Genomic DNA, 23,663 nt, shown 5'->3' with positions numbered 1-23,663 from the left:
CATTCCACCCCGACACGGCGAGGCCGCCGCGGGGGTTACCAGGGCGTGATGCCGCTCTTCTCGTGCGACGTCTCCGTGTACGCGGACTTGAACACCGAGCCCGCCGCGTTGAGGCCGGAGCCGAAGGCCTCGACGGCGGCCTGCTTGAAGTGGCCGCTCTTCGCACTCTGGAAGGAGTCGCGGGCGAAGGTGATGGCCTCGCGCTGGTGCGCGTTGACCTCGCTGCGCTCGCCCTTCTCCACCTTCTTGACGTTGTCGATGACGCTCGCGCGGGAGCGGTCGGAGATGCCGATGCCGCTCTTGTCGAGGAGCTGGTTCACGCCTCCGACCTGCTGGCCGTAGTCGCTCTTCTTGCCGTGCGTGGTCTGATCGATCTGCTTGCGCGAAGGATTCTGGAACGTGTGGTTGCTCGTGACCTTGAACATGACTTTCCTCGCTCAGGGTGGCGGTGGCACCGCCCCGGTGGTTGGTTCTTGAAGTGATTGTCGGGGTATGTGGGCGGGAGTTGCTTCTGGACTTTCATCCGACCACAAAAGCCTTCATCTTCGGTGCGGCCATCTACCGGGCTGCGTCGGGAAGGTGCGCGAGAACCTGCTTCGCACGCGCGCTCAGCGCACCTTCGACCTCGAGCACCTCCACTTCGAAGGCGTAGGAATCATCGAGGAGGAGCTCCTTCAGCTTCTCGTCGACAGCCAGGCGCAGCTCCTCGTCGTCCGAGGCGGAGCGCGCGATCCGGTCCGGCCGCTCGAGCCCGACCAGGACGATCAAATCGAGCTTCCGGAGGGCACTGCATACGCGCGGGAGCCACGCCTCGAGGTCGAATGCGTCGCGGTCCTCGTGGGCCAACAGGTATCCGATGAAGTCCACCGGACATCGGTCGAACAACACGTCGCGAGGGCCCTCGTCCAGGTTGGCGATGGACCGTGCGAGCTGCTCTTCGAAGTCCTCGACCGACGGGGGGGCCGCGAACTCGTACCCCTCTTCTTCCAGCTGGTGGTACGGCTCATCCACCGTCACGTACGTGGGGAGGCGGTCGGACAACTCGTCGATGAGGGTGGACTTCCCCGCGCGATGAGTACCGGAGACAGCGATTCGCATGCATGAGCGCTCTAGCAGTTGGACTGACACGGCGTCACTCGGGGCGGACGCCGAGCCCGACAGAGCGCCACGGGAGGGTGCGGTCTTCGCTGGTGAGGAGAGCTCTCCCGGCGGCGTCCGTTGGGAGGGACATCGGCGCGATTTCCGGTCCGTCATGGTGGCGGCCGGGCGACTGACCCGGAACCATGATGGCCCGCCGTTTCATGGCGACGACCTGGGCAGGACCGGTGGCTTACGGCGCGCTTCCCGTCTTCAGGATGTTCGGGGGAACCGTCAACCCGCCCGACGCCCGCAGCAGGACATCTGCCCCTCCTCGACTTCAAGCCCGAGGCAGGCTCCGTTCAGACGGGCTGGAGTATCTGGCCGTCAATCGACCGTTTTCCTGCATCAATTCCCTCCTCCCCGGCTCATTCGGTCTGAGGGGAGCTACTCGGCTCCACGAAAGAAGAACTGGGACGGGCCAGCCCCCTCAAGCTGTTCCCTTGAACACGCACTGAAAGGGCACTTGGGAATGATGACAAAGGCAGGTTCGTGGCTGGTGATTTGCACCCTCGTCGTGTCGTCGCTGTGGGCCGCGCCAGTGGAGGCGGAGGCTGAGCCGGAGAGCTGCTTCGAGGATTGGAGCTCCTGCATGGGGTGGGCAAACTCAGAGCCCGTGGACTGGATTCAGGATTACAAGAGGGATTATTGCAATGGCGCCTACGGCGCCTGCGCCGGGTATACCGGCTGTGGCGACACCTTCTGTGACACGTATCACAACTGGGAGAACCATCAGTTCTGTCCGGCCGACTGCCCATAGTCGTGGGTAGAGCCCTTTCCTCCTTCGCTCGATTCCTGGAATGGCGTCGGGCCGCTCAGCCGATGCGCAGCTCCGGATGCAGGGACTCTCCCAGGCGGGCGCGCTGCAGCTTCCCGTTGGTGTTCCGGGGGAGCTGCTCCACCCGGTAGAAGTCGGCGGGGACCTTGTGCGTGGACAGGCGCTCTCGCAGCGCCTGCCGCAGCTCGCGCTTGGGAGGGCAGGGCGCTCCGGACCGGAGCTGGAGGAAGGCCGTGAGCGTGGTGCCGTAGAGCGGGTCCTCCCGTCCCCACACCGCGGCGTCCTCCACACCGGGCAGCTCGCGTAGGGCTGCTTCAATCTCGAACGGGCTCAGCCTCTCGCCACCGACCTTGAGCAGGTCGTCATTGCGGCCCAGGAGCGTCACCAGTCCGTCCGGCCCCAGCTCCGCGAGGTCCCCGGTGCGCAGCCAGCCATCCTCCACCTTCTCGCGCGTCGCTTCGGGAGCGCCGAGGTAGCCCAGCATCAGCTGGTCCCCGCGCACGCACAGCTCGCCCTCGGCGGTGAGCTTCACGGCGAGGTTGCCCACGGGGTAGCCGGTGGCCTGGCTCAGGAACGCGGGATGGTCACTGCGCAGGCACAGCACCCTGGGCGACAGCTCTGTCTGTCCATAGTTGGTGTAGACGCGGCTGGCGGGAAAGGCTCGCAACAGCCGCTGGCGCAGCGGTGGGCTCAGCGCCGCGCCCGCGGAGACGACGTGGGTGACCTCTTCCGTGCGCAGCGGTCCGTCTCCCAAGAGGCGCAGCAGCGTCTCATGGTGAGAGGGGACTCCACTGATCATCCCCACCAGCCGCCCCTCGTCGAGCAGCGCCTTGAGCTCCACCAGGTTGCCCAGCAATGCGGTGGGAAGGCCCGCCGCCAGCGCGGGCAGGAACTGGCCCAGCAGGCCGAAGGAGTAGGAGAGGGGAAGGAACAGCGTCTGTCCCGGCGCGGAGTCGAAGTCCAGCGAGGTCCGCACGGCGGCCACGTTCGCCTCCACGTTTCTCCGCGAGAGCTGCACGGCGCGCGGCGCTCCCGTGCTGCCGGAGGTGAACAACACCACCGCCGTGTCCGGGTGGTGAAGTGGCGTCACCGACTCGCTCCGCCAGGTGACGCAGAGGGCCTCGTCCAACTCGAAGCAGCAGCCCAGGCCCTGCCGCCGCGCTTCCACCTCCACGGCGGTCCACTCCGGAGCGAACACGGCCTGCGGGACTCCCGCCTCATAGAGGGCAAGGAAGCGGGTGATGAACTCCCGGCTCCGATGCGCTCGGAGGATTGCGATGCCTGGTGGCATGCCCCCGAGGCGGCGCTTGCGCGCTTCGACTTCGTCCCGCAGGGCACCGAAGGAATACGACTCGCCTCCGAGCGTGAGGGCCACCGTGGTGTCGGCCCGGGTGAAGGCATGTGCGGTGCTCATGCGCCGGTCGCCTGAAGACTGTGCAGCAGCGCGCAGGCCGAGGCGCCTCCCGCCCCCGCGGAGACGAGCAGGACGCGCTGGCCCGGCTTCAGCGGCAGCTGCTCCTTGAGGTGCGCGAGCGCGATGCCCACGCTGGCCCCTGACGTATTGCCGGTGAAGCGCACCGTCTCCACCACCTTCGCCGGGTCCACGCCCAGCTTCTCCGTCACCGCGCGCATCAGGTGCAGGTTGGCCTGGTGGGGTACCACCCAGTCCACGTCCGCCACGGTCAGCTCCAGGCGGCGCAGGAGCGAGGCCGCGCCCGCGGTCATGTTGTCCACGCCCTTCATGAACAGCGTGGCCCCGTGCTCCATCTTGAGGAAGGCCTTGGACGGGTCATCGTTCCGGTGGTGCGGCAGCCGCGAGCCTCCCGCCCGGATGGCGATGATGTCCGCCATGGACGCGTCCGCCGCCAGCTCACTCGCCACGAACTGGAAGTCCGCTCCCTCGGGGCTCCGGGTGACGAGGCAGCTCGCGCCTCCGTCTCCGAACAGGGCCGTCGTCGCCAGGTCCTCGCGGTTGAGGAACTTGGAGCGGATGTCCGCGGCGATGACCAGCTGGTCGCTGCCCGTGGACGCCGCGAGCGCCGCCCCCACGTGCACGGCGCTGGTGAAGCCAGCACACGCGGCGCTCAAGTCCAGCACGCCGACCCTGTCCAGCCCAAGGCGCGGCAGAATCAGCGGCGAGGTGGGCGGCGTGGGGAAGTCGCCGGACACGGTGGCCAGCAACACCTGGGTGATGCGCTTGCGGTCGATGCGGCACTCCTCCAGCAGCCGCAGGGCCGCCGCGGACGCGACGTCGCTGCACGCCTGCCCGTCCTCCACCCAGCGCCGCTGCTCCACGCCCGTGCGGTGCGTAATCCAGCTCGGGCGCGCGCGTGTGCCCATCCAGTCGAGCACGTCCTGGTTCGTCACCACGCGCTCGGGCAGCCACGATTTGGGCCCGAGCAGGTACACCGGCTCCGTGGGCTTGAGAAAGCTCATGTCCGCAACACTCCTTCCAGCCGGAACATCGGCAGACCGCCAGTGACGTCCAGCACCGCGCCGTTGATGTATTGGTGCGCGGACAGCAACGGGTCGAGCACCTCGCCCACGTGCTCGGGCGCGCCCAGTTGCCCTTGAGGGATGACGCCGCTCATCCGCTCCACGTAGCGGGGCTTCGACCAGTACTTCTTCGTCCGCTCCGTCTTGAAGATGCCCAGCCGCACCGTGTTGGCCAGGACGTTGAACTCGCCGTAGTCCACCGCCAGGTTGCGCATCAGTCCCTCCAGCGCGGACTTGCACAGGACATAGGCGCCGTACCGTCCCGTGCCGTTGACGGTGGAGACGCTGGAGATGAAGACGATGCGCCCCCACCGCGCCTCCACCATCGACGGCAGCACCCGGCGCAGCAGCCAGAGGTTGCCCATCAGGTTGGCCGTGACGTCCGCCTCCAGCGCGTCCTGCGGCAATTCGTGGAAGCGGTGGAGCGGAGGCCGCCGCGTCCAGGCATTCAGCACCAGTCCCTGGAGCCCCTGCGCCAGCACCTCCGCGAGCGCCGCTTCGCCGCCAGCCGGGGCCGACAGGTCCAGCACCAGGCCACGCGCTGCCAGCCCTTCCGCGCGGTAGCGGGCGAGCGTCTCCTCCAGGGACTCCGCCGAAGAGGCCGTCACGATGACCTCGTCTTCCAGCGCCAGTCGGCGGCGGGCGATGGAGCGCCCGATGTCCGAGCTGCCCCCGGTGATGAGCACCCTCATGACGCGCCCAGCTTCCGCAGCCAGAAGGCCAGGGAGGCGAGGCTCTGGAAGGCCGCCTCGGAGAAGTCCCGGCCGGAGATGCGCAGCGAGAACTCCTTCTCCAGGGCCGCCACGGACAGCACCATCATCAGGCTGTCCATTCCATACGTGGACAGTGCCTCGGACGTGCTCGCGGGGACTTCCTCCATGCCCGCGGCGCGCAGCGCTTTGCCAATGCGTTCGACCAGGTCCATGCCTCACCCCACCTTTCAGCGCTTCACCCAGTGCTGCATCGCGAAGGACAGGCCGCCGCCCACGCTCATCAGGAGCACCCCGTCTCCAGGCGCGAACAGGCCCTGCTCCAGGGCCTCGGACAGCGAGAACAGGACGGAGGCGCCGCCCACGTTGCCCACGCGCTCCGCGCTCCAGACGAGGCGCGCCTCCAGTCCGCCCACCTCGCAGACCTGCTCGACGAGCTTGCGATTGATTTGATGAGCCACCACCCACCGGACGTCCTTCAGGCCCCGGCCGCCGGGAAACATGGCTCCGAGCATCTCGAGGTAGCGCCGCAGCGCCTCCTCCCGCAGCCGCGTGCCATCACCGGCCATGCAGTAGCCGCCCGCCTCCAGCGTGGCCCGGTCCGGCGGCAGCCGCCCCGGTGTCGTGTACAGGTCCACCAGCGTGCCGTCGGTGGCGTAGAGGCACCGGCGCACCTCGAAGTCGGGGGAGACGGGCTCTCGCTTCAGCCACACGGCCGCGCCGCCATCCGCGAGGATGAACCAGGTCTCCTTCATGGCCGGGTTCATCACCTTGGACAGCGTCTCCGCGCAGCTCACCAGCACGTTGCAGTAGCCGCTCCCCAGCAGCGCTATCGCCAGGTGCAGGCTGGCCAGCGAGGTGGAGCAGCCCGCCTTCACCTCCCACGCGGAGGCGTGGCTCTCCAGTCGTCCCAGGATGGCCGCCGCCTGCGAGCCCGTGTAGCGGCTCGTCGTCGTCGTCCCGTGGATGAGGGCCTCCACCTCCGCGCCGCCGTGCCCGCCGAGAGCCTGCCTCGCGGCCTTCAGCGCCAGGGACTCGCTCGTCTCTTCGTCGTCGCGCGCGGGCGTTTCCGGCAGCCGCGCGAGGTAGCGCTGATGGAAGCCCAGCCGCGCCGCCACCTTCTGGCCCAGCTTCTCCAACACCTCGGGCGAGCGGCCCTGCTGCTCGGGGTCCAGCGCGAGCAGGTCCGCGTTGGACACGGGCTTGTCTCCCGGCAGGGCGCGGCCATGGCCCAGCACCTGGATGCCCAGGCGTGGCTCGAGGACCTTCATGACGGCCGCTCCTCGGAGCGGCGCGCGGGGTTGAAGTGCTCCCACTCGAAGTTCTCCACCCGCGAGTCCTCGGGCAGGGAGTCCTTCAGGAGCTTGTTCTGCATCCCAATCCAGCTGCGCGAGCCGATGGTGGTGCGCGGCCCCACCATGGCGCCGGCCGCGAGGAAGACGTTGTCGCCGATGTTCACCGGCCCCAACATCACCTTGTCCCCCAGGAACATGTGCCCGATGACGAGGACGTTCGCGCCCATCGTGCAACCCTTGCCGATGGTCAGCAGCGGGTAGTCCGCCAGCACCGCGAAGATGGAGGAGTTCACCCCGTACGCGATGCGCGCGCCCATCGCCCGCCAGTAGAGGTACTTGGTGGCGTAGAAGGAGAAGAAGAACGGCTGGAGCCCGGAGATGCGCACCGAGTGGCCCAGGCACAGCGTCATGAACCAGGCCAGGTAGTCCCGGGACATCTCCATCTTGTACGTGCCCGGCCGCATCCTCGGGATGCACAGGCGCACGAGCCAGCACGCCGCCAGGAACGCGCCCGCCAGCACTCCGGGAGCCAGCAGCGCCCAGAGCGGGAAGGCCGCCTGCTCCCAGCTCCAGCGCAGGTAGAGCGCGAAGGCCCACCACGCCAGCAGCGCGGGCGTCAGCGAGAAGGTCATCGTGATGAGGTCCACCAGGAGCACCCGCGTGAAGCCGAACCCCTGGGACTGGTGCTTGAACTTCCGTCGCGCGGTGCCGAGCGCGTCCACCGTACTGTCCGTCATGTGGCCTCCTGAGCCGGCGCGGGCTCAGTGCTCGGGGTTGACCTGGTACAGGGGGAAGTAGGACGCGACGCGCCCCTCCTCGACGTCGCGCGCCAGCTGGGGCACCTCGTCCCAGGCGTAGAGGCGCTCACCGTCCACCGGAGGCAGCCAGCCGGCTTCCTCGGCGAAGCCCACCGCCGCCACGGCCTCGGAGAAGCGCGCGTAGTGGGTGTTGATGTGCTGGTGGCGCTTCGTGCACTCGGTGGAGCGCGAGAGGTCCATCAGGTCCGCGCCCAGCTTCCACCCGGCGGAGGTGATGACGCCCTCGCGGCCCAGCGCCTTGAGGCTGGCCTGGAGGAGGGGACCGCCGATGTGGTCCAGGAAGATGGAGACGTCCTGGCCCCGGCCCGCCTCCTTCACCCGGGTGAGGAACTGCTTCTCCGACTGCGCGTAGCGCTGACGGTACGCGGCGTCCGAGGCGAAGCGGACCGGGTCCAGGTTCAGGTCCGGGAACTCGCGCCGGTCCAACGGGATGATGCCCACGGACTCCAGGTGCCGCAGCCGCTCCTCCTGCGAGGCGACCATGGCCACCCGGCACCCGGCGTAGCGGGCCAGCCGGAGCTGCGCGTACGCCACGCCGCCGCCCCAGCCCACCACGAAGGGCACCGGGCAGTCGGACTCGCTGACCTGCAGGCGGAAGCACCCCCAGGCAAGCCGCCAGTTGGACCACGCGGTGACGTACCGCAGGGAGAAGGCCGCCCACTGCCGCAGCGAGTGGCGGCTGTTGGCGGGAATGGGGATGAGGACGTGCTGCGGCAGCCGCGTCCGCCGGGCCAGCAGGCCCATGGTGTGGCTGGCGTCGTAGGCCAGCACCTTCACCGGGTAGCCATGCTCGTCCTGTTCTGCGTTGCAGAACACCAGACAGTGGTCTCCGGGACGGACGCGGGTGACGGCGCTGCCCGTCTCCACCACGCGCACCACGCCCGCGTTGCCCAGGACGACCTTGTCCTCGCGGCGCAGCCGGCAGATGTCCACCGGCACGCGCTGGATGGCGTGGCCCATGTTGCCTTCCCAGCAGCCGTAGATGGGCTCCGCCACCACGTCGTCCGGACCCGGGTCCGGGAAGGCGAAGTCCTCATCCACCAGCGCCCCCGGGACGGCCTGCCCCTCCCGCTGCCGCTCCCCGCGATGAAGGACCCAGGCCTGTGTCTCCCGCATGATGCCTCCGATGGCTCGCTCGCTGTCGCGCGGCGCGCTGAAGTGCACGGGATGATGTTGAATGGTGATTCAGGTCTCAAGAATGCCCAGGGTGTGTGCCCGAGCCAGTCCACGGCCGCGTCCGGCGGGTCACCACGGCCAGGCGTGGCGAGGACACGTGGGGCGTCTCACGCCACGCCGGGTGTGCGGGCGAAGCGAGCCGTGGCGCAGGACAACCCGCCAGGGCCCGCGCGGACCCCAAAAGGGCTTTCATGGGGTGCTGGTTTTTCTGGTTCGTCCGCCTTCTCGCGTGAAACCAGACAAGAACTTTCACTCCACGTACGTCAGGCGCCAATCGATGGCACGTCTGACGGGCGGCAGCGCGCCTGTGATAGAACGCCGCGCTCCAAACCCTTGCATCCCCCCATGTCCATGCTCCGAGCCCACTCGCGCGCGGCCGTCCTCGTGGCGCTGCTCGCCCTCGTCTCCGCCTGTAGCTCCGAAACTCCCGGTGACCCTCTCGAAGAGGCCTGCCGCGACGTCGCCTGCGGCCCCGGCCGGTGCGTGCTCACCACCTCCGGCGCGGCGTGTCTGTGTGACGTGGGCCACCACGCTGACGGGCTCTCCTGTGTGGCGGACCCGCCGCCGCCGGACCCCGACGTGTGCGAGCCCAACCCGTGCACCGAGCCGCACCGCACCATCTGCACCGCGGACGGCGGCAGCTACCAGTGCGCCTGTGACGCCGGCTACCTGTGGAAGGACGGCCAGTGCGTGGAGTTGGTGCGTCCCTCCTGCGCCGCCGAGCCCTGGCCGGGCGGCGATGCCTTCGAGCCGGATGACTGCCCGGAGCGCGCCATCCTCGACTTCCCCATGGGCAGCCCCCAGGAGGGCCGCACGCTGGCCCCCGCCGGGGACGTGGACTGGTACCGCATCCCGGTTCAGGCGGGCTTCGTCTACCGCGTCCAGGCCCAGGGCGCTCCGGGCGTCCCGCTCTACCTGGACGTCCTCACCTCGGAGGGCCTCCAGCCCCTGGCGGCGGACCACCTGCGCGGAGCGGCGGTGGAGACGTACTTCAAGGCCACGGGCTCCTCGCCGGTGCTGGTGCGGCTGAGCACGTTCGACGTCGGCGCCAGCTCTGCCTACACGCTCTCGGTGGTGGAGGAGCGGGCGGACGACTCCGCGGACACGGCGGACGGCGCGCGGGTGCTTCCCGCCGGTGGCGTGGTGGTCTCCGGCAGCATCCAGTTCCAGGGAGACGTGGACATGCACGTGCTCCCACTGGAGGCCGGTCACTCCGCGTTGCTGGACGCGGTGGGCTCGCCGGACCCCTCCGCGCAGCTGCTCCTGGAGCTGCTCTCCCCCGACGGCACCACGGTGCTGCAGGAGGCGCGGGGCTTCGAGCTGCGGATGCCCCTGCGCGTCGCCACCTCCGGCGCGTACCTGCTGCGGGTGCGCAACGTCGACCCGACGGCCCGGGGCCGCTACCGGCTGTCGTTCCAGAAGCTGGGCCCGGATGACCACGGCGATGACGTGCCGGCCACCACCTCGCTGGCGGCGCCTTCCACCGTGGAGGGCACCTTCGAGCGGGAGCTGGACGTGGATGCCTTCACCTTCACGCCCGTCGCCGGCCACCAGTACCGCACCCGCTGCTTCATTCGCTCGGGAGGCGTCTGGTGCCAGCAGCTCCTGTTCCGCCAGGACGAGCTGCCCTCCGGCTTCTGGGCCACCGAGGACCGCGAGCTGAAGCCGCTGGACGCCACGCCCCTCGTGCTGAAGGTCCGCAGCGGGTCGGGCTCGGCGGGCACCTACTCCGTCGCGATTCAGGACCTCGGGCTGGACGACCACGCGGACACCCCGACGGGCGCCACGCCCGTGACGGTGGGCGGCCCGCCCGCGACGGGGACGCTTCCCCTGGCGTCGGACGTGGACGTCTTCACCTTCACCGCCCAGGCCCGCCACATCTATCGCTTCCAGTGCGGTGCCAGCGCCTGGCTCACCGTCACGGCGAAGGACCCGGCCGGACAGGCGGTGGGGCAGCCCTCCTTCGTCGACTCGCCCCTGGTCTTCCATGCGGCGGTGGACGGCGCCCACACCCTTTGGGTGCGCGCGTACTCGAGCAGCGTGGCCGGCGCCTTCTCGTGCCAGCTCACGGAGGGCGCCGCGGACGACCACGGCAACACCTCCGCCGAGGCGAGCCCGCTGCCCGGGGGCGAGGGCTCCGGAGAGCTTCAGTACGACGGAGACGTGGATGCGTTCTCCGCGCCGACGGTGGCCGGGAGCCTCTACCGGGTGACGCTGAGCCCCGGCACCAGCCGGAGCCTGGCCCTCGACGTCATCTCCGGGAGCAGCGGCTCGCTGGGCTACGTCTGGGCCAGCAGCTCGCCCTCGGTGTTCGCCTTCAAGGCCGCCACCGCGACGACGGTGTTCCAGGTGCGCGGCTCCGGCTCCTCCGGCCTGGGCACCTACGGCCTGCGGCTGGAGGCTGCGGGCACGGACGACCATGGGGACACCTTCGCGACGGCCACCCCGCTCACGCTGCCCGGCTCGCTGGTGGGGGCGCTCCAGTTCAACCAGGACGTGGACGTCTTCTCCTTCGCCGTCACGGCGGGCCGCATCTATCGCATCTCCTGTTCGGGCACCGGCTCGGAATGGCTGAGCGTCTCCGCGCGCGAGGGCAACGACACGGTGGTGGCCTCCGCCTACCAGACGCTGCTGCACCGGACGGCCGTCAGCGGCACGCTGGCGGTGGGCGTGGCCAGCGGCAGCGGGGCCTATACCTGCACGGCGCAGGACGTGGGCACGGACGACCATCCCGACACGGCGGAAGGGGCCCTCGCGCTGTCCGTCCCCGCGTCCGGCAGCGGGGTGCTGGAGACGTACCGCGACGTGGACGTCTTCACCTTCCGCCCCACCGCGGGCCGCGTCTACCGCGCGTCGTGCACCCGGGTTTCCTGCGGTGTGCGCCTGCGCGCTCCGGACGGGAAGCTGCTCGCGGAGAAGACGCCGGACTGGAACGGGGCCGCCGTCCTGGGCTGGGAGGCGGGCGACCAGGAGCAGGTGTCCCTGGAGGTGTTCGTCAGCTCCTCGATGGGCGCCTACGACTACACGCTGGAGGAGGTGGGCACGGACGACCACGGAGACACCTCCGCCACGGCCACCGCGCTCGGGGCCGGGACGGTGCGGGTGGGCGCCATGCTCGAGAGCCTCGGTGACGTGGATGCCTTCACCTTTCCCGCCACCCAGGGGCGCATCTACCGGGTGCGCTGCGTGGCCGCGAGCGCGTCCTCGTGCACCGTGCGGGTGAAGGACCCGACGGCCCATGGGGTGCCCGCGTCCCATGAGGCGGTGGTGAGCGGGCGCTACCTCGTCGAGGTGTACTCCGACGTCTCGGGCGTCACCGGCACGTACGCCCTGCACGTGGAGGACCTCGGTCCGGACGACCACGCGGACTCGGCCGCCGGGGCCACGCCCCTGCCCGCCGGAGCCACGCCGCTGGCGGGCCGCCTGGAGACGTTCGATGACGTGGACGTCTTCGCCATCTCCGTCACCGCTCCCCACGCGTACCGCGTCGCCTGCAAGTCGGACATGGACCTGTCGGGCTGCAAGGTGCGCGTCGTCACCCCCAGCGGCACGCACGTCGCTTCGTCGGGCAGCTTCTCCGACACGGCGTCCTTCGAGACGTCCGTCACGGGCACGCTGCTCGTCGAGATTTCCGCTTCCTCCTCGCAGCGCATGGGCACGTACACGCTCACGCTCACGGACCTCGGGCTGGACGATGCCGGCGACACCCAGGCCACCGCCACCGCGCTCTCCCTCTCCGTGCTCGTGGACGGTCGCTTCGAGTCGACCACGGATGTGGACGTCTATGCCGTGCAGCTCACCGGTGGGCTGCGCTACTGGGTGGAACTGAGCTCGGACGCCCGCTTCCAGCTCAGCGTGCTGGATGGCAACGGCAACCTCCTCCCGCTCGACTTCACCCGGGTCGTCTCGCCCTCCACCTCGGGGACGTACTACCTCCACTTCGCCGCGAGCGAGGCGGGCGTGTACCAGGTCCGCGTGCAGCCCACCTTCTGAAGCCCACGGCCTTTCGTCCGGAGCGCTCCGCCACGTCGGGAGCGCTCCGGGCGAGCCCGCCGGCACGTCACGGAAGGACGCTGATGCTCACGGGCGGCGTGGCCTGGCCGAACCCGGCGCCGGACTTCGCCATGACGCGCTGGAAGACATGGACCCCGGGCGTAGTGGGTGCCTGAACCTCGAAGGTGAAGGTCCGCTCGCTGCCCCGGTGGATGCGCTCCCCACCTGCCAGCGGGACGGACGCCACGGCCCACGTGGGCGTCCCGGGCAGTGCTTGCAGCCGGATGGCGTTGGGCTCGGACCAGGACGTGGTGCCGGCGTTGCTCAGGGTGACGGAGACCTGGAAGCGCTGGCCCGCGCGCACCGTGGTGGGCACGGATTGGCTGACGAAGCGCGCGTCGAGCGGGCGCGCCTGGAGGTAGCCCTCCAGCACCGTCCTGCGCTGGGGCAGGAACTGCTCTCGCAGCGCCGGGGAGATGGCGAAGCGGCTGGAGTCCACCGGGTCATCGGTCTCCGTGCTGTGGACGAAGACGGCCGAAGCGGGCCACGTCAGGCCCCCACCCACCGGCCTGCCGCTGTTGCGCTGGTGGCACCCTCCGCACGAGAGGGCCTGGGCGCGGGCGACGATGTCCCGCGGCGTCAGCGTGCTGCCCACCCGGGCAAGCTCCTGGGCGATGGCCTGGTGGAACGGGCTGGGGCCCGGGCCGAGCTGGGCGACGTAGTCATCCGCCTCGCCCGGAGTCTGGGAGTTGTCCTGGCCGGCGTTGAACGCGTCCGGCACCCGGTAGTTGAAGCGGTTGAGGTCATTGACGGCGAGGCTCGCGACCTGGGTGAGGAAGTGACTCTGGAAGGCCGCGGCCCGCGGGTCCGTGGAGGCCGGGTTGAACAGCCCGCCGAAGGGGTTGGTCTTCACCGTTGCGGGGACGAACTTCGGCGTGCAGGAGGGCAGGGCGGTGCAGTCGCTCACCAGCTTGAACTCGTGCATCAGCCACGGTGTGTCGCGGCCTCCCTGGAGGAACTGGTTGGTGCGCACCTGGCCCAGGCTGCCCGCGTTGTTGCCGTAGTGATTCGGGCTCACCACCGGCCCGAAGCCCGGCAGCCCCGTGAAGTAGAAGGACTCCAGCCTGCTGGCGCGCACCGTCGTGTCCGGCTCGGAGGACAGCGCCGCCCAGAAGCCCGCCACCGGCCGGCATCCTTCGAGGCCCAGCTCGGGCTGGGGGTTGGGGAGCACCGCCTCGAAGATGATGAAGTTGCGGTTGGTGGGCGCCGAAGGCAGGCGGGCGAGGACGATGCGGTACTCGCCGCAGTTGGAGCCGTCCACGGGTGCCAGGTCGAAGCGGTTGTAGAGGCCCACCGCCGCGTAGCTGTCCAGGTTGATGGCCGAGTCCGGCCGCGCCTGCTCCCCCTCGCTCGGGCGGCACGCGTAGGGGAAGCCGTTGAGGGTGTTGCCCTGGTCGGAGCAGTGCGGCATCCCCGGCAGGTCCGGCTGCCCGGGCGACGGGTTCTGCGTGTCCCAGAGCTGGCGGAAGAGCTGCTCGGGGGTGAAGCCCGCCCCGGCATTCTGCGCCACCAATTGGGTGAACACCCGCCGCCCACCGAACCGGGCCAGCACGCTCTTCTCCGTCACCGCCAGCGAGCGGCGGACGTCGAGGGGCGCGGGGGCAGGGGCCGGGTCGGTGCGCGGAGGCGGCGGCAGCATGCCCACTCCGGTGCGCTCGGAGTGCAGCGGCACCGGCTCCGGCGCCTCCGCTTCGGCCTCCGCCCCGGAGACGGCGTCTTCCGGCGGCATCCCCTCACATGCGCTCAGCATGACGGCGGCGAGCGCCACCTGACCGACCCGCTTGAACAGTTCGTGGCCCATGGGACTCCCTTGCGTGCGGCGCGATGACCTCCACCTGCTTCGTGGAGGCGCCGTTCACAGGGTTGGACCCGTGGCCTGTTTTATCGGGCAAGGCGGCCGGGATTTGTCGCTGCGGGCCCTGGGGGCCGGGTGGCCCGTCCAGTTACCGTGACTGGCCGTCGTGCTTCTGGCGCTGGATGCGGCGGCTCAGCTGGTTCTGCTCGCGCTGAATCCGGGCGCGCTCGTGGGCATCCAGGTGGCCGTCGTCGCTCCGCGCCTCGCGGATGTCGCGCTGGATGGCGCGATGCTGTCGCTCCATTCGCACCGCCTCACGGCCGGTGAGCTCCCCGCTCTTCGCGCCCCGGACGATGCGCTCCTGCTGGTTCACCTGCCGCCGGTCGGCCTTCGCCGCGCTCGCGGGCAGCGCCGTCATCAGCCCCAGCACCATCGTCCCCACCGCCAGGATGTTCCGCTTCATGCTCGTCTCCAGGTCCAGGCCGGCCAGGCCGGCGAAGGTGTCTGGAGAAATGAACCCGGGAGCCCGGAGGAAGTTGCGGGCGGGGTTGTCGCACCTCCGAGCCTGTTCGCGCCTGGCCGTCTCTCAGGGCGCGGGCGTCACCGCGGCGAAGCGCGAGCGGCCCGCGCTCAGCAGGTACACGGCCACCGCCATGCCCACGCCGCACAGGGCCGCCACGTAGTGCGCGGCCGCCAGGGGGTGGTTCTTCATCATCAGCGTGACGACCAGCGGCGTCAGGCCCCCGAAGATGGCGTAGGCCACGTTGTAGGAGAACGACAGCCCGGAGAAGCGGACCTCGGCGGGGAAGGCGCGCACCATCACCGTGGGCACCACGCCCACCACGCCGACGCAGAAGCCGACCAGCGCGTACAGGGGCACGAGCCTCTCCGGCGCCGCGCCCACGCCGCGATAGAACAGGTACGTCGCCCCGAGCAGCAGCCCGCAGCCCAGCACCAGCGCTCGGCCCACACCCACCCGGTCCGCGAGCAGGCCGTAGGCCACGCAGCCCACCGAGAGGCTCAGCGTGGCGACGCTCGCGGCCTCCAGCGCCTGGGCCGGGGCGATTCCATAGAGCTTCTGCACCAGCGTGGGCGTCATCAGGATGACCACCACGATGCCGGCGGTGAGCACCCAGGTGAGCAGCATCGACACCACCACCGCGACGCCGTGGCCGCGCAGCACGGCCTTGAGCGGCAATTCCTGCACGAGGGCGCGGCGCTGGCGCATCTCTTCGAAGACGGGCGTCTCCGCGAGCCAGCGGCGCAGGAAGACGGCCAGGAAGCCGAACACGCCTCCCACGAGGAAGGGCAGGCGCCACCCGAAGGCATGCACCTCTTCCGGGGGGAAGACGGTGTTCACCAGCGTCGCCACCAGCGAGCCGAGGAGGATTCCCAGCGTGAGCCCCGACGTCAGCGTGCCGCACGCGAAGCCCACGCGGTGGGGCGGGACGTGCTCGGAGACGAACACCCACGCGCCCGGCACCTCGCCGCCCACCGCCGCGCCCTGGCAGATGCGCAGGAGGAGCAGGGCCAGCGGCGCCGCGTAGCCCGCCGTCGCGTACGTCGGCAGCGCGCCGATGAGCAGCGTGGGCACCGACATCATGAACACGCTGAGGGTGAACATGCGCTTGCGACCGGTGCGGTCGCCGAAGTGCGCCATGATGATGCCGCCCAGCGGGCGCGCGAGGTAGCCCGCCGCGAACAGGCCGAACGCCTGGAGCTGCCGCAGCCAATCCGCCGTGTCGGGCGGGAAGAAGAGCTGGCCAATCACCGTCGTGAAGAACACGAAGATGATGAAGTCGTAGAACTCCAGCGCGCCACCGAGTGCCGCCAGCCCGAGTGTCCGGGCGTCCTGGCCGGTGAGCGGGCGCTGCGCGGAGTGCTGCCCGGGTTCAAGGGATGGGGTCGGCATGCGTGCCCGGGAGCATAGGCCGAACCGGGCGCCGCTGGCGCTGGGACGTGGACCGGGCCCCGGGGCGTCCTGGCCGGGGAGGGCCGACTATGCCCGGAAGGATGGGTTGTCGCGTCCTGTATAAACTTTGTGCCAGAGTGTGCCTGCTTCACCAATCACAGACAAAGGAGATACCGATGTTCTCGAAGCTCACGCGTCAGTTGTCCACGCTGCTTCTGGTTGGCGCTGCCTCGCTGGCCCTGGGTGGCTGCTCCGCCGCTCCCGCCGGGAGCGATGACCCGGCCCCTTCCGTGACGGTGGCGTCCCAGTCGCTGGAGATGACCGAGGCCGGGAGCGAGCAGTCCCTGGCGGCCTGTAGTCCCTCGTGCTACGGCACGTGCTGGACCTGCATCCGCGGTGTGTGTGAGAACACCTGTCAGTAGCATCGCCTGAAACAGTGGCCGCCGTGGCCCCGCGAGCGCCACGGCGGAAGTACTGCTTCAGTGCCCGAGCGCCGCGCGGATGAGTGGCTGGAGCTCGACGGAGAGGTCCACCGAGAAGCCGACGACGCCCTCGTTGCTCCGGTCCAGTTGCATGCCGAGGACGGCGTAGTACCCCGCCTCCCGGTCCATCCAGGGCGTCCAGCCGAACGCGCCCGGCGAGCTGATGATGTCGCAGCCATCCGCGGGCGTGTCGCAGTGCAGCCAGGCCGTCAGGCCATAGCGGTAGGCCCGCCCCAGGTCCTTCACGGGTGAGTTGCCAATCGTCACGTCGGGGAAGGGCTCGCGCGTCTGCGCGTCGAACAGCTCCGGCGTGCCGCGCTCCAGTCCGGCGTAGCTGCCGCGGTGGAAGACGAGCGCGAGCAGCGGGGCGTACTCGTTCATCGACGTGCGCAGCCCCCCGGCGATGAGCGGGTTGCTGGTGCCTTCCGCCTTCCGGGGGGCGGTGAAGTACGTCACCTCCGGGGGCAGGCCGAGGGGCGCCGCCAGCGTCTCCCGGAAGAGGTCGTTCCAGCGCTTGCCCGTCTTCACCTCGGCCATGCGCGCCGCCACCTGCAGGTGCGTGCTGCCGTAGTCGAAGCGCGTGCCGGGCGGGGCGACCTGCGGGGTGGTGGCGATGATGGCGACACAGTCCGCCAGGGTGTAGTCGGCCCGCAGCGTGCAGAGGTGCTCGTTCTGCATCCCGGAGGTGAAGGACAGCAGGTGACGCAGGGTGATGTTCGCCTTGTCACCCGTCCAGCCGAGCACCTCGCCCGTGGTGGAGTCGAGCGTGAGGTGGCCCTGGCGGATGACCTCGAAGAGGACGGCGCCGGCCACCATCTTCGAGGAGGACGCCACCGCCACCCGCCGGTCAGGCGCGAAGTCGCCCACCATGTGCTCGTACACCTTGCGGTCCTGCGCGTCGTACACGGCCAGGCCCAGGCCCGGGACGGAGAGGCCCGCATCGGCGACCCGTGCCTCCATGAGTGCCCCCACGGCATCCCACTGTGTGCCCGCGTCGGGGACGGTGCTGCCCCCATCCGTGCCCGCGTCCGAGACTCCCGCGTCGGGAGGCGTCCCCGCGTCCGAATCGGACGAGCCACCACCGCAGGCCCACAGCATCACCACACCCAGGGACAGCCCCAGCACGCGCACCACGTTCGTCATCCCGTTCTCCTCGGGGTCCTCCAACACCCCTCACGGGAAATGGTTGCGGGGCCGCCCGGCGAAAGCTCACTCGAAGGGCAGGGAGAGGTAGTGCGCGCCCAGCTCCGTCACGGCACCGGGCGCGCCCAGCAGGCTCGCGAAGCACGGGTCGTTCGTCCACCGGCCGGTGAACCACGCATAGCGGAACACGTCGTCGCGGCTCTCGCAGACGGAGACCATCTCGGCCATCTGGGCCTTCTGCTTCGCGAGGGAGTCAATCTGCGCGCCGTCCCGCTGGCTGTGGCAGTTGGCGAACTCGGTGACCCAGAACGGCTTGCCGTACTTCTTGAGCCGGTCCAGCTGGCCCGCGAGCCCGTAGTCGTACCAGTGGAACGCGAGGTAATCGATGCGCGGCTCGCGATTGCCATTGGCCGCGCGGTAGGCCGCGTAGAACGCGTCGAGCCAGACGACCGGGTCCGAGTACCCCTGCACCGTGCCCCAGTTCATCGCCGGGCCCACGAGCTTGACGCCCGTGTTGGCGGCGACGCTCTCGTAGCGGGGCCACAGCGCCGCCGCGTCCTTCGGTGACAGGTTGGCCTGGTCCGCGAGGTTGGGCTCGTTGAGGAGCAGCAGGTAGTGGACGTGGGGATTGGCCTTGAGCCAGGTCTCGACGCCCGCGGCGTCGAAGTTCCCGTTCCAAAGCATGGGGATGAAGTCCATGCCGTAACGCGCGCGGTAGTCCGTGGGCACGTCGCGGTGGGGCCGGGGGCTCCAGTTGTACCACCAGCTCACGCCCGGAGAGACGGCGGCGAGGTCCGCGGGCGTCGCCAGGTCGAAGGCAATCCCGCGCTTCGCGCTCTTGGCGGTGGGCTCGGTGCCCGCGTCCCTGGAGACGCCGGCATCGGACGGCCCCGCGTCCTCGTCGCCCTTCGGTGCCGAGGAGGCCGGGTCACACCCCAGCAGCAGGAGTGCCACGATGCAGGCCGGTGCGAGGACGCTTCTCATGTGGCTTCACCTCGGGCCGGGAGGCGGCCCTGCTGTGGACTCGAGGCTGCGGGGGACAGCTTAGTGCGGATGGCGAAGGAGGTCCGTGCCGCTAGCGGGCGAGGTGGATGGGACGCGGCGGCTCCCTTGGCTGCAGGCGCATGTCGACGAGGATGTCGTAGGCGTGCGGCTCGGGGAGGACGGGGCCGGCGGCGAAGCGGTAGAGGTGGCTGACGTCGCGCTCCTCGGGGAAGCGCTCCTCCACGAGCGCGCGGAACATCTCCTTCGCCACCCACTCGGTGTCCACCGACACGGAGCCGAACTCGTCCAGGTAGCGCAGGGGCGCGGACGTGTCGCTCTGCCGGGCGGTGAGGACGAAGACACGGGGCTGCCGGGCGGGCACCACCTGGCGCGCGCCCTCGTCCAGCAGCGCCAGCTCACGGCCCTGCGGAAGCGCGAACAGCTCCAGCGAGTGAAGGTGGGCGAGCAGGGCGCTCACCGCGACGAAGACGCCCAGCAGCGCCGTCGCGACGCGCGGGCCGTGCACGGGCCAGCGGCTCCCCAGGTTCATGAGCGACGCGACGAAGTAGACGCTCCACACGCCGGTGAGGGCGTAGAGGGTGCGGTACGTGGGCCAGCGCTCGCTGGCGAGGAAGCTGACGGAGTACGCGGCGGCGGAGAGCACCACCAGCCCCACCAGCCACGTCCCCACGCCGACGCGGCCCGCGCGGCGGCCCTCGATGAAGAGGCCCAGCGTCAGCACGGTGAGCGTCAGGCCCACCATGGGCCAGTAGCCCGCCGTCGGCGCGGAGCCCGTCGTGTTGAGGGCGCTCAGGGCCAGCGCGTTGGGGAGCACCTGGGTGAGGAACCAGCCCGCCTTGTCCAGGAAGTGCTGCTCGAAGGCGATGCGCGGTGAAGGCGCGAAGAGGCCCAGCGTGAAGGACAGCTTGGTGAGGATGAAGGCGACGCCCAGGCCGCAGCCCATGACGCAGAGGTGCCGCGCCAGCCATCGCGCGGGGGCACGCAGGTCCGTGTCCCGGCGCAGCACCAGCGCCGCCGCGAGCAGCACGGCGTAGAACAGGCCGCTCACCTGATAGATGAGCGTCGCGGTGCCCATGGCCACGACGCCGCCCAGGCACCATGCCCACCGCCGCCATGCGGCCTCGGAGGGCGCTTCGAAGCCCCGCCGCGCGAGGGTGAAGGCACCCACCGTCAGCAGGAGCGCCACGGCCTGGGGCCAGCAGATGCCCCAGCTCGCGATGACCTGCGCGGACGGCATCAGGGTGAGGAACGCGGCGAGCAGCGCCGAGGGGGCCGCGCTCCAGCCCTCCCTGCGCAGCAGCAGGAAGAGGGCCGCGCCCAGCAGGCCCAGGCCCGTGACGGACAACGCCCGCAGCAGGGTGAGCCCGTCGATGTTGCCGGCCACTCGCACGGACGCTTCCAGCAGCCAGCCATAGAGCGGGCGGCCCATGGCGGCGCAGACGCGGAGAATCTTCCCCGGCTCCTCGCGCGCCTCGCGGAGGATGGCGTAGTCGTCCCGCAGGCCGTAGCGCTGGAAGACGGCGCTCCCATAGATGAACCAGGGCAGCAGGAAGAGCAGGGCGGCCAGGCCCGGCACTCCGAAGGCGCGTGTCGTGGAGCGTGTCAGCAGGGGGGAAAACCTCTGGCGGCCAACCTACCAGAGTCCCATGACGCAGGGCGGCAGACGTGCGGGCCGGGCTGTCGGGTGGTGCGCATGGCGCCGTGCGCGGGTGTGCGCCCGGCGCCATCGTGAGGCACCCGGCTACGGGCTGATGTTCCACACCTCGCACGTCCCCGCCGCGTCCGCCGGAGCGCCCGGGTTGCAGTACGCGCAGGCCGTGCCGCCGCAGTAGCGCTGCTGGCACACGCGGATGCTCTTCTCCCACGCCTGCACGTAGCCCTCCGCTCCCCGGTGCAGGTTCTCCATGTCGCTCAGCGTGCGCATCCGGTCATTCCAGGTGAGGTCGCCCGAGTTCACCACGTCCTGGAGGAGGTCCGGCAGCAGCCCGTAGTTCATCAACCCGTGCAGGTTGAAGTCGGGCTTGAAGTCGGTGATGCCGGGAAGCACCTCGCGCTTGAGCTTGGGCTGCCAGCCGTACGTCGCCACGTACCAGTAGGGGGACTCGCCCACCACGGTGGGCGTGCTGTCCTCGTACCAGACGCCGTCGCCCCAGTAGTCGCGCTGCCGCGCCCGCTCGGCGTCGCGCTCGCCATGGGAGTTGCGGGGCGTGTCGCCCTGTCGCCCATAGCAGCCGTTGTCGCCGAAGCGCGGCCCCGACTGCGTCACCAGCCCGTTGAAGTCCGTGCCCAGGGCAATGGCCCCGCGCCCCACCTTGGAGCGCAGGTAGTAGTACGCCGTGGCGAAGCTCTTGGACGAGCCCGCGCAGTCGTTCGCCACCGGCGGCGTCACCCAGCCGGGCGTGGTGTCTGTCTGCACGTCGTTGAAGCTCGTCCCCATGCCGATGATGCCGCCCACCGCGTAGATGCGTTCAATCTGCTCCGGCGTGCGCAGGGCCTCGTTGGCCCACTTGCCCTTGTCGATGCTGGTGCGCGCCGGGTCCGCGTGCGACTCCAGGATGGCGAGCTGCCGGAAGCCGTTGTGGCCCGACACCACCGGGTAGGCCTGCGACGCGCACGCGGGGTTGCGGTGGTCCGTGCACCCGGTGGGGAAGATGAGCCCGGGGTCCGTGCCCGTCCGGCCGATGAACTCCTGCGCCGCCTTCTCGCTCATGTGGTCGATGTCGATGATGGCGCCCCGGCGCATCAGCTCGTCGAGGTACGTCCGGCCATACGGCGTCAGGCCCTGGCGGTTGCGCATGCCATTGGCGAGCGCGGGCTGGGTGTAGTCGAAGGGGAAGGAGCTCGGGATGACGGTCATCGTGTCCGGGTGGTTGCCCACGATGTCGGCCACGAATCTGAAGCGCACGAGGTGGTCCGCCTTGAAGAGGCGGTCTCTCGGGTCGAACGCCAGCTTGAAGGTGGAGCAGGTGCCGTCCCCGGGCACTCCGCTGGTGCAGCCGGGCTCCGCCGCGCTGAAGGCCAGGGGCCACACCGGCGCGTCCCCGCCCACGTCCGGGTCGTCCTGCGTGACGCCGTTGCAGCGGGGGGAGTTCGGCGGGCAGCCGCCACTGTTGAGGAGGTCCGTGTTGGTGTTGAAGGTGTCGTTGTAGACGGCCATGCCGCCGTTGGCGTTGTCCGCCAGGTGGATGGGGTAGATGTGGCGCAGGCCTACTCCCACCAGCGCGTCCACTTCCTCGCGCGCGGTGCTGAAGCCCAGGCTGCCAATCTGGTCCGCCTCCACGCCCAGCACCACGGCCAGCTTGCCGTTGGCGACGATGCGGCGCGCGTCCGCGGGCGTGTATGCAATCTCCAGCCAGGAGCGAATCTCCGGCTCCTGGGCCAGCTTCTTCATCGCGCACACCTGCCGCCGGATGGACTTCCAGTCCTGCGTGGTGTCCGCGCCGAGGAAGCCGTTCGCGTCCTGGTTCACCAGTCCCAGCCCCGCCTCCAGCGCGCGCGTGGACACGGTGTGCGTCACCAGCAGCCGCAGGCCGCCCTGCCACGCCCGGTGCACCCATTCCCAGTACATCTGCTGGTGGGCGTGGTCGAAGAAGGGCTTGGGGTAGGTCTGGAAGCTGGTGCCGCTCACACCCCAGTTGCCGTGCCAGCAGTCCCAGGGCCCCCACAGGCGGCAGCCGGCGGCGCCCGTCTGGAAGTCGCCGTTGGCACCCTCCCAGCCCTCCACTCCGGCGATGACGTGGTCCGCGATGTCGTTGGTGAGCTGCCAGGACGAGTTGTCGCGCGAGTGGTTGTGCTCGCGGCCGTCGCACCGCTGGAGCGCGTACGCGAACTTCTGCGCGGCCGTCCAGCCGGTAGTGGGCCGCGTCAGGCCCTGGCCCACGTACGGCAGGCCATGGACGAGCCCCGTGCTGCCGAAGGTGTCCAGCGGGTAGTTGACGGCGACCGAGTCGATGGCGGCCGGGCCCGCGCTGAAGCCCATGTGGCTCATCCAGTGCCCGTGCAGGTCCGCGATGCCCCACAGCGGGTTCTTCTGCGTGAAGGGGTAGACGGGGTTCGCCGAGCCCGTCTGGATGCGGTCCACGTTGATGTGGCCCCAGCCGGCGGAGCTGGAATCGGTGATGCGGAAGCGCACCCGCGTGCCGTCCGGGTACGGGTTGCCGGGCGAGAGGTTGCCCCACATGTCCCACGTCACCTGGCGGAACTGCTCGGTGCACTGGCCGGTGTCGGAGGCGGGCCGGAGGCTCCCCATGGCCGGGTCGAAGATGCGGACCACGTCCCAGATGGCGGGGGCGGTGCAGCAGGCGTCATTGCGCACGCGGCAGTCCACCGGGCAGTAGACGGGGCGTGGGGTGATGAGCTCCAGCTTCTCCCTCGTGCCGTCACAGCCGCCGCCGATGAGGAAGCTGATGTAGCGCACCGCCGGGTTCCACCCGCCGATGGTGAACTCGCGCGACAGGGCGATGCCCTGGGGCCCGTCGCCCTGCACGGTGTTGTACGCGGTGGTGGCGTTGGGCCGGGATTCGTAGGTGCCAATCCAGAAGTCGCCCTCGTGGCTCACCGGATAGGGCGCGTCCAGGTAGTCACCGCCGAGCGCATAGTTCGGGTAGCTCGTCATGCTGGACTGGAAGCCCGCGGGGCGGATGCGCATCACCTTCACGTTGTCCCCGAAGGTGGGCTGGTTCCAGAAGGCGTTGCCCTCGGTGGCGGGCGTGCCGTCGATGTTCTGGACGGTCCACCCGCTCGCCGCGTCCCTCAACCGCGTGGTGCCGCCCAGCTCGAAGCTGTCGAAGAAGAACTGCGCGTGCGCGGCCTGCCAGGGTGCGAGCACGAAGAGGGCCGCCGCCAACATGGCGAGGGCTCGCG

Annotated in this window: 18 protein-coding genes; 2 read left to right on the top strand and 16 right to left on the bottom strand. The window is 70.2% G+C overall.

Annotated elements, in window-relative coordinates:
* Window positions 1–35: 35 nt before the first annotated feature.
* From G4D86_RS43400 to G4D86_RS43360, 9 genes are all read right to left on the bottom strand, one after another.
* A complete protein-coding gene (locus G4D86_RS43400; RefSeq protein WP_164000681.1) occupies window positions 36–425 on the bottom strand; it encodes a hypothetical protein in 390 nt (129 codons plus the stop codon).
* A 133-nt stretch (window positions 426–558) separates the two neighbouring features.
* Window positions 559–1,098, bottom strand: a complete 540-nt coding sequence (locus tag G4D86_RS43395) for an AAA family ATPase (protein WP_164000679.1) — start codon at window positions 1,096–1,098, stop codon at window positions 559–561.
* Window positions 1,099–1,952: 854 nt separating this feature from the next.
* Complete coding sequence (locus G4D86_RS43390) at window positions 1,953–3,329, bottom strand: class I adenylate-forming enzyme family protein (RefSeq protein WP_164000677.1); 1,377 nt, start codon at window positions 3,327–3,329, stop codon at window positions 1,953–1,955.
* A complete protein-coding gene (locus G4D86_RS43385; protein WP_164000676.1) occupies window positions 3,326–4,351 on the bottom strand; it encodes a 3-oxoacyl-ACP synthase III family protein in 1,026 nt (341 codons plus the stop codon). The genes G4D86_RS43390 and G4D86_RS43385 overlap by 4 nt, the downstream gene beginning before the upstream one ends.
* Window positions 4,348–5,103 carry an SDR family NAD(P)-dependent oxidoreductase gene (locus tag G4D86_RS43380; RefSeq protein ID WP_164000674.1) on the bottom strand — a complete coding sequence of 252 codons (756 nt, stop codon included), beginning with the start codon at window positions 5,101–5,103 and terminating at the stop codon, window positions 4,348–4,350. The genes G4D86_RS43385 and G4D86_RS43380 overlap by 4 nt, the downstream gene beginning before the upstream one ends.
* Window positions 5,100–5,336, bottom strand: coding sequence for an acyl carrier protein (locus G4D86_RS43375; RefSeq protein ID WP_164000672.1), 237 nt, complete (start codon window positions 5,334–5,336; stop codon window positions 5,100–5,102). The genes G4D86_RS43380 and G4D86_RS43375 overlap by 4 nt, the downstream gene beginning before the upstream one ends.
* A gap of 15 nt (window positions 5,337–5,351) precedes the next feature.
* On the bottom strand, window positions 5,352–6,392 hold the full coding sequence (locus G4D86_RS43370) for a 3-oxoacyl-ACP synthase III family protein (RefSeq protein ID WP_164000670.1): 1,041 nt from the start codon (window positions 6,390–6,392) through the stop codon (window positions 5,352–5,354).
* Window positions 6,389–7,153 (bottom strand): hypothetical protein, encoded by a 765-nt coding sequence (locus G4D86_RS43365; RefSeq protein ID WP_164000668.1) that lies wholly within the window; start codon window positions 7,151–7,153, stop codon window positions 6,389–6,391. The genes G4D86_RS43370 and G4D86_RS43365 overlap by 4 nt, the downstream gene beginning before the upstream one ends.
* 24 nt (window positions 7,154–7,177) lie before the next feature.
* Window positions 7,178–8,350, bottom strand: coding sequence for an MDR/zinc-dependent alcohol dehydrogenase-like family protein (locus tag G4D86_RS43360; protein WP_164000666.1), 1,173 nt, complete (start codon window positions 8,348–8,350; stop codon window positions 7,178–7,180).
* A gap of 405 nt (window positions 8,351–8,755) precedes the next feature.
* On the opposite strand from G4D86_RS43360, the gene G4D86_RS43355 reads away from it, so the two are divergent.
* On the top strand, window positions 8,756–12,403 hold the full coding sequence (locus G4D86_RS43355; protein ID WP_164000664.1) for a pre-peptidase C-terminal domain-containing protein: 3,648 nt from the start codon (window positions 8,756–8,758) through the stop codon (window positions 12,401–12,403).
* A 67-nt stretch (window positions 12,404–12,470) separates the two neighbouring features.
* Here G4D86_RS43355 and G4D86_RS43350 read toward each other — a convergent pair whose 3' ends face one another.
* From G4D86_RS43350 to G4D86_RS43340, 3 genes are all read right to left on the bottom strand, one after another.
* On the bottom strand, window positions 12,471–14,264 hold the full coding sequence (locus tag G4D86_RS43350; RefSeq protein WP_164000662.1) for a hypothetical protein: 1,794 nt from the start codon (window positions 14,262–14,264) through the stop codon (window positions 12,471–12,473).
* 142 nt (window positions 14,265–14,406) lie between these two features.
* Window positions 14,407–14,721 carry a hypothetical protein gene (locus tag G4D86_RS43345; RefSeq protein WP_164000660.1) on the bottom strand — a complete coding sequence of 105 codons (315 nt, stop codon included), beginning with the start codon at window positions 14,719–14,721 and terminating at the stop codon, window positions 14,407–14,409.
* A gap of 123 nt (window positions 14,722–14,844) precedes the next feature.
* Window positions 14,845–16,170: an MFS transporter gene (locus G4D86_RS43340; protein ID WP_164000658.1), complete on the bottom strand. Its 1,326-nt coding sequence runs from the start codon at window positions 16,168–16,170 to the stop codon at window positions 14,845–14,847.
* Window positions 16,171–16,346: 176 nt separating this feature from the next.
* Between G4D86_RS43340 and G4D86_RS43335 the strand changes: the two genes are divergently transcribed.
* Window positions 16,347–16,592: a hypothetical protein gene (locus tag G4D86_RS43335; protein WP_164000655.1), complete on the top strand. Its 246-nt coding sequence runs from the start codon at window positions 16,347–16,349 to the stop codon at window positions 16,590–16,592.
* Window positions 16,593–16,649: 57 nt separating this feature from the next.
* On the opposite strand, the gene G4D86_RS43330 is transcribed toward G4D86_RS43335, so the two are convergent.
* The 4 genes from G4D86_RS43330 to G4D86_RS43315 form a co-directional block, all read right to left on the bottom strand.
* Window positions 16,650–17,795, bottom strand: a complete 1,146-nt coding sequence (locus tag G4D86_RS43330) for a serine hydrolase domain-containing protein (protein ID WP_205520323.1) — start codon at window positions 17,793–17,795, stop codon at window positions 16,650–16,652.
* Between the two features lie 66 nt (window positions 17,796–17,861).
* Window positions 17,862–18,779: a glycosyl hydrolase gene (locus G4D86_RS43325; RefSeq protein ID WP_164000654.1), complete on the bottom strand. Its 918-nt coding sequence runs from the start codon at window positions 18,777–18,779 to the stop codon at window positions 17,862–17,864.
* Between the two features lie 91 nt (window positions 18,780–18,870).
* Window positions 18,871–20,376, bottom strand: a complete 1,506-nt coding sequence (locus tag G4D86_RS43320) for a hypothetical protein (RefSeq protein ID WP_240360808.1) — start codon at window positions 20,374–20,376, stop codon at window positions 18,871–18,873.
* A gap of 165 nt (window positions 20,377–20,541) precedes the next feature.
* Window positions 20,542–23,649, bottom strand: coding sequence for a hypothetical protein (locus tag G4D86_RS43315; protein WP_164000652.1), 3,108 nt, complete (start codon window positions 23,647–23,649; stop codon window positions 20,542–20,544).
* Between the last annotated feature and the right edge of the window lie 14 nt (window positions 23,650–23,663).

The organism is Pyxidicoccus caerfyrddinensis, assembly GCF_010894405.1.
In the GTDB taxonomy this organism is placed as follows: Bacteria; Myxococcota; Myxococcia; order Myxococcales; family Myxococcaceae; genus Myxococcus; species Myxococcus caerfyrddinensis.
The sequence above is the reverse complement of the archived record's forward strand: the minus strand, read 5'-3'. Positions and strand labels throughout refer to the sequence as shown.

Bases quoted from the DNA above. Each gene is read 5' to 3' on its own strand.
- G4D86_RS43375 (WP_164000672.1), bottom strand. From the start codon at position 5,336: ATGGACCTGGTCGAACGCATTGGCAAAGCGCTGCGCGCCGCGGGCATG.
- G4D86_RS43360 (WP_164000666.1), bottom strand. From the start codon at position 8,350: ATGCGGGAGACACAGGCCTGGGTCCTTCATCGCGGGGAGCGGCAGCGG.
- G4D86_RS43400 (WP_164000681.1), bottom strand. From the start codon at position 425: ATGTTCAAGGTCACGAGCAACCACACGTTCCAGAATCCTTCGCGCAAG.
- G4D86_RS43340 (WP_164000658.1), bottom strand. From the start codon at position 16,170: ATGCCGACCCCATCCCTTGAACCCGGGCAGCACTCCGCGCAGCGCCCG.
- G4D86_RS43335 (WP_164000655.1), top strand. From the start codon at position 16,347: ATGTTCTCGAAGCTCACGCGTCAGTTGTCCACGCTGCTTCTGGTTGGC.
- G4D86_RS43390 (WP_164000677.1), bottom strand. From the start codon at position 3,329: ATGAGCACCGCACATGCCTTCACCCGGGCCGACACCACGGTGGCCCTC.
- G4D86_RS43330 (WP_205520323.1), bottom strand. From the start codon at position 17,795: ATGACGAACGTGGTGCGCGTGCTGGGGCTGTCCCTGGGTGTGGTGATG.
- G4D86_RS43385 (WP_164000676.1), bottom strand. From the start codon at position 4,351: ATGAGCTTTCTCAAGCCCACGGAGCCGGTGTACCTGCTCGGGCCCAAA.
- G4D86_RS43355 (WP_164000664.1), top strand. From the start codon at position 8,756: ATGTCCATGCTCCGAGCCCACTCGCGCGCGGCCGTCCTCGTGGCGCTG.
- G4D86_RS43380 (WP_164000674.1), bottom strand. From the start codon at position 5,103: ATGAGGGTGCTCATCACCGGGGGCAGCTCGGACATCGGGCGCTCCATC.
- G4D86_RS43365 (WP_164000668.1), bottom strand. From the start codon at position 7,153: ATGACGGACAGTACGGTGGACGCGCTCGGCACCGCGCGACGGAAGTTC.
- G4D86_RS43325 (WP_164000654.1), bottom strand. From the start codon at position 18,779: ATGAGAAGCGTCCTCGCACCGGCCTGCATCGTGGCACTCCTGCTGCTG.
- G4D86_RS43395 (WP_164000679.1), bottom strand. From the start codon at position 1,098: ATGCGAATCGCTGTCTCCGGTACTCATCGCGCGGGGAAGTCCACCCTC.
- G4D86_RS43350 (WP_164000662.1), bottom strand. From the start codon at position 14,264: ATGGGCCACGAACTGTTCAAGCGGGTCGGTCAGGTGGCGCTCGCCGCC.
- G4D86_RS43345 (WP_164000660.1), bottom strand. From the start codon at position 14,721: ATGAAGCGGAACATCCTGGCGGTGGGGACGATGGTGCTGGGGCTGATG.
- G4D86_RS43370 (WP_164000670.1), bottom strand. From the start codon at position 6,392: ATGAAGGTCCTCGAGCCACGCCTGGGCATCCAGGTGCTGGGCCATGGC.
- G4D86_RS43315 (WP_164000652.1), bottom strand. From the start codon at position 23,649: ATGTTGGCGGCGGCCCTCTTCGTGCTCGCACCCTGGCAGGCCGCGCAC.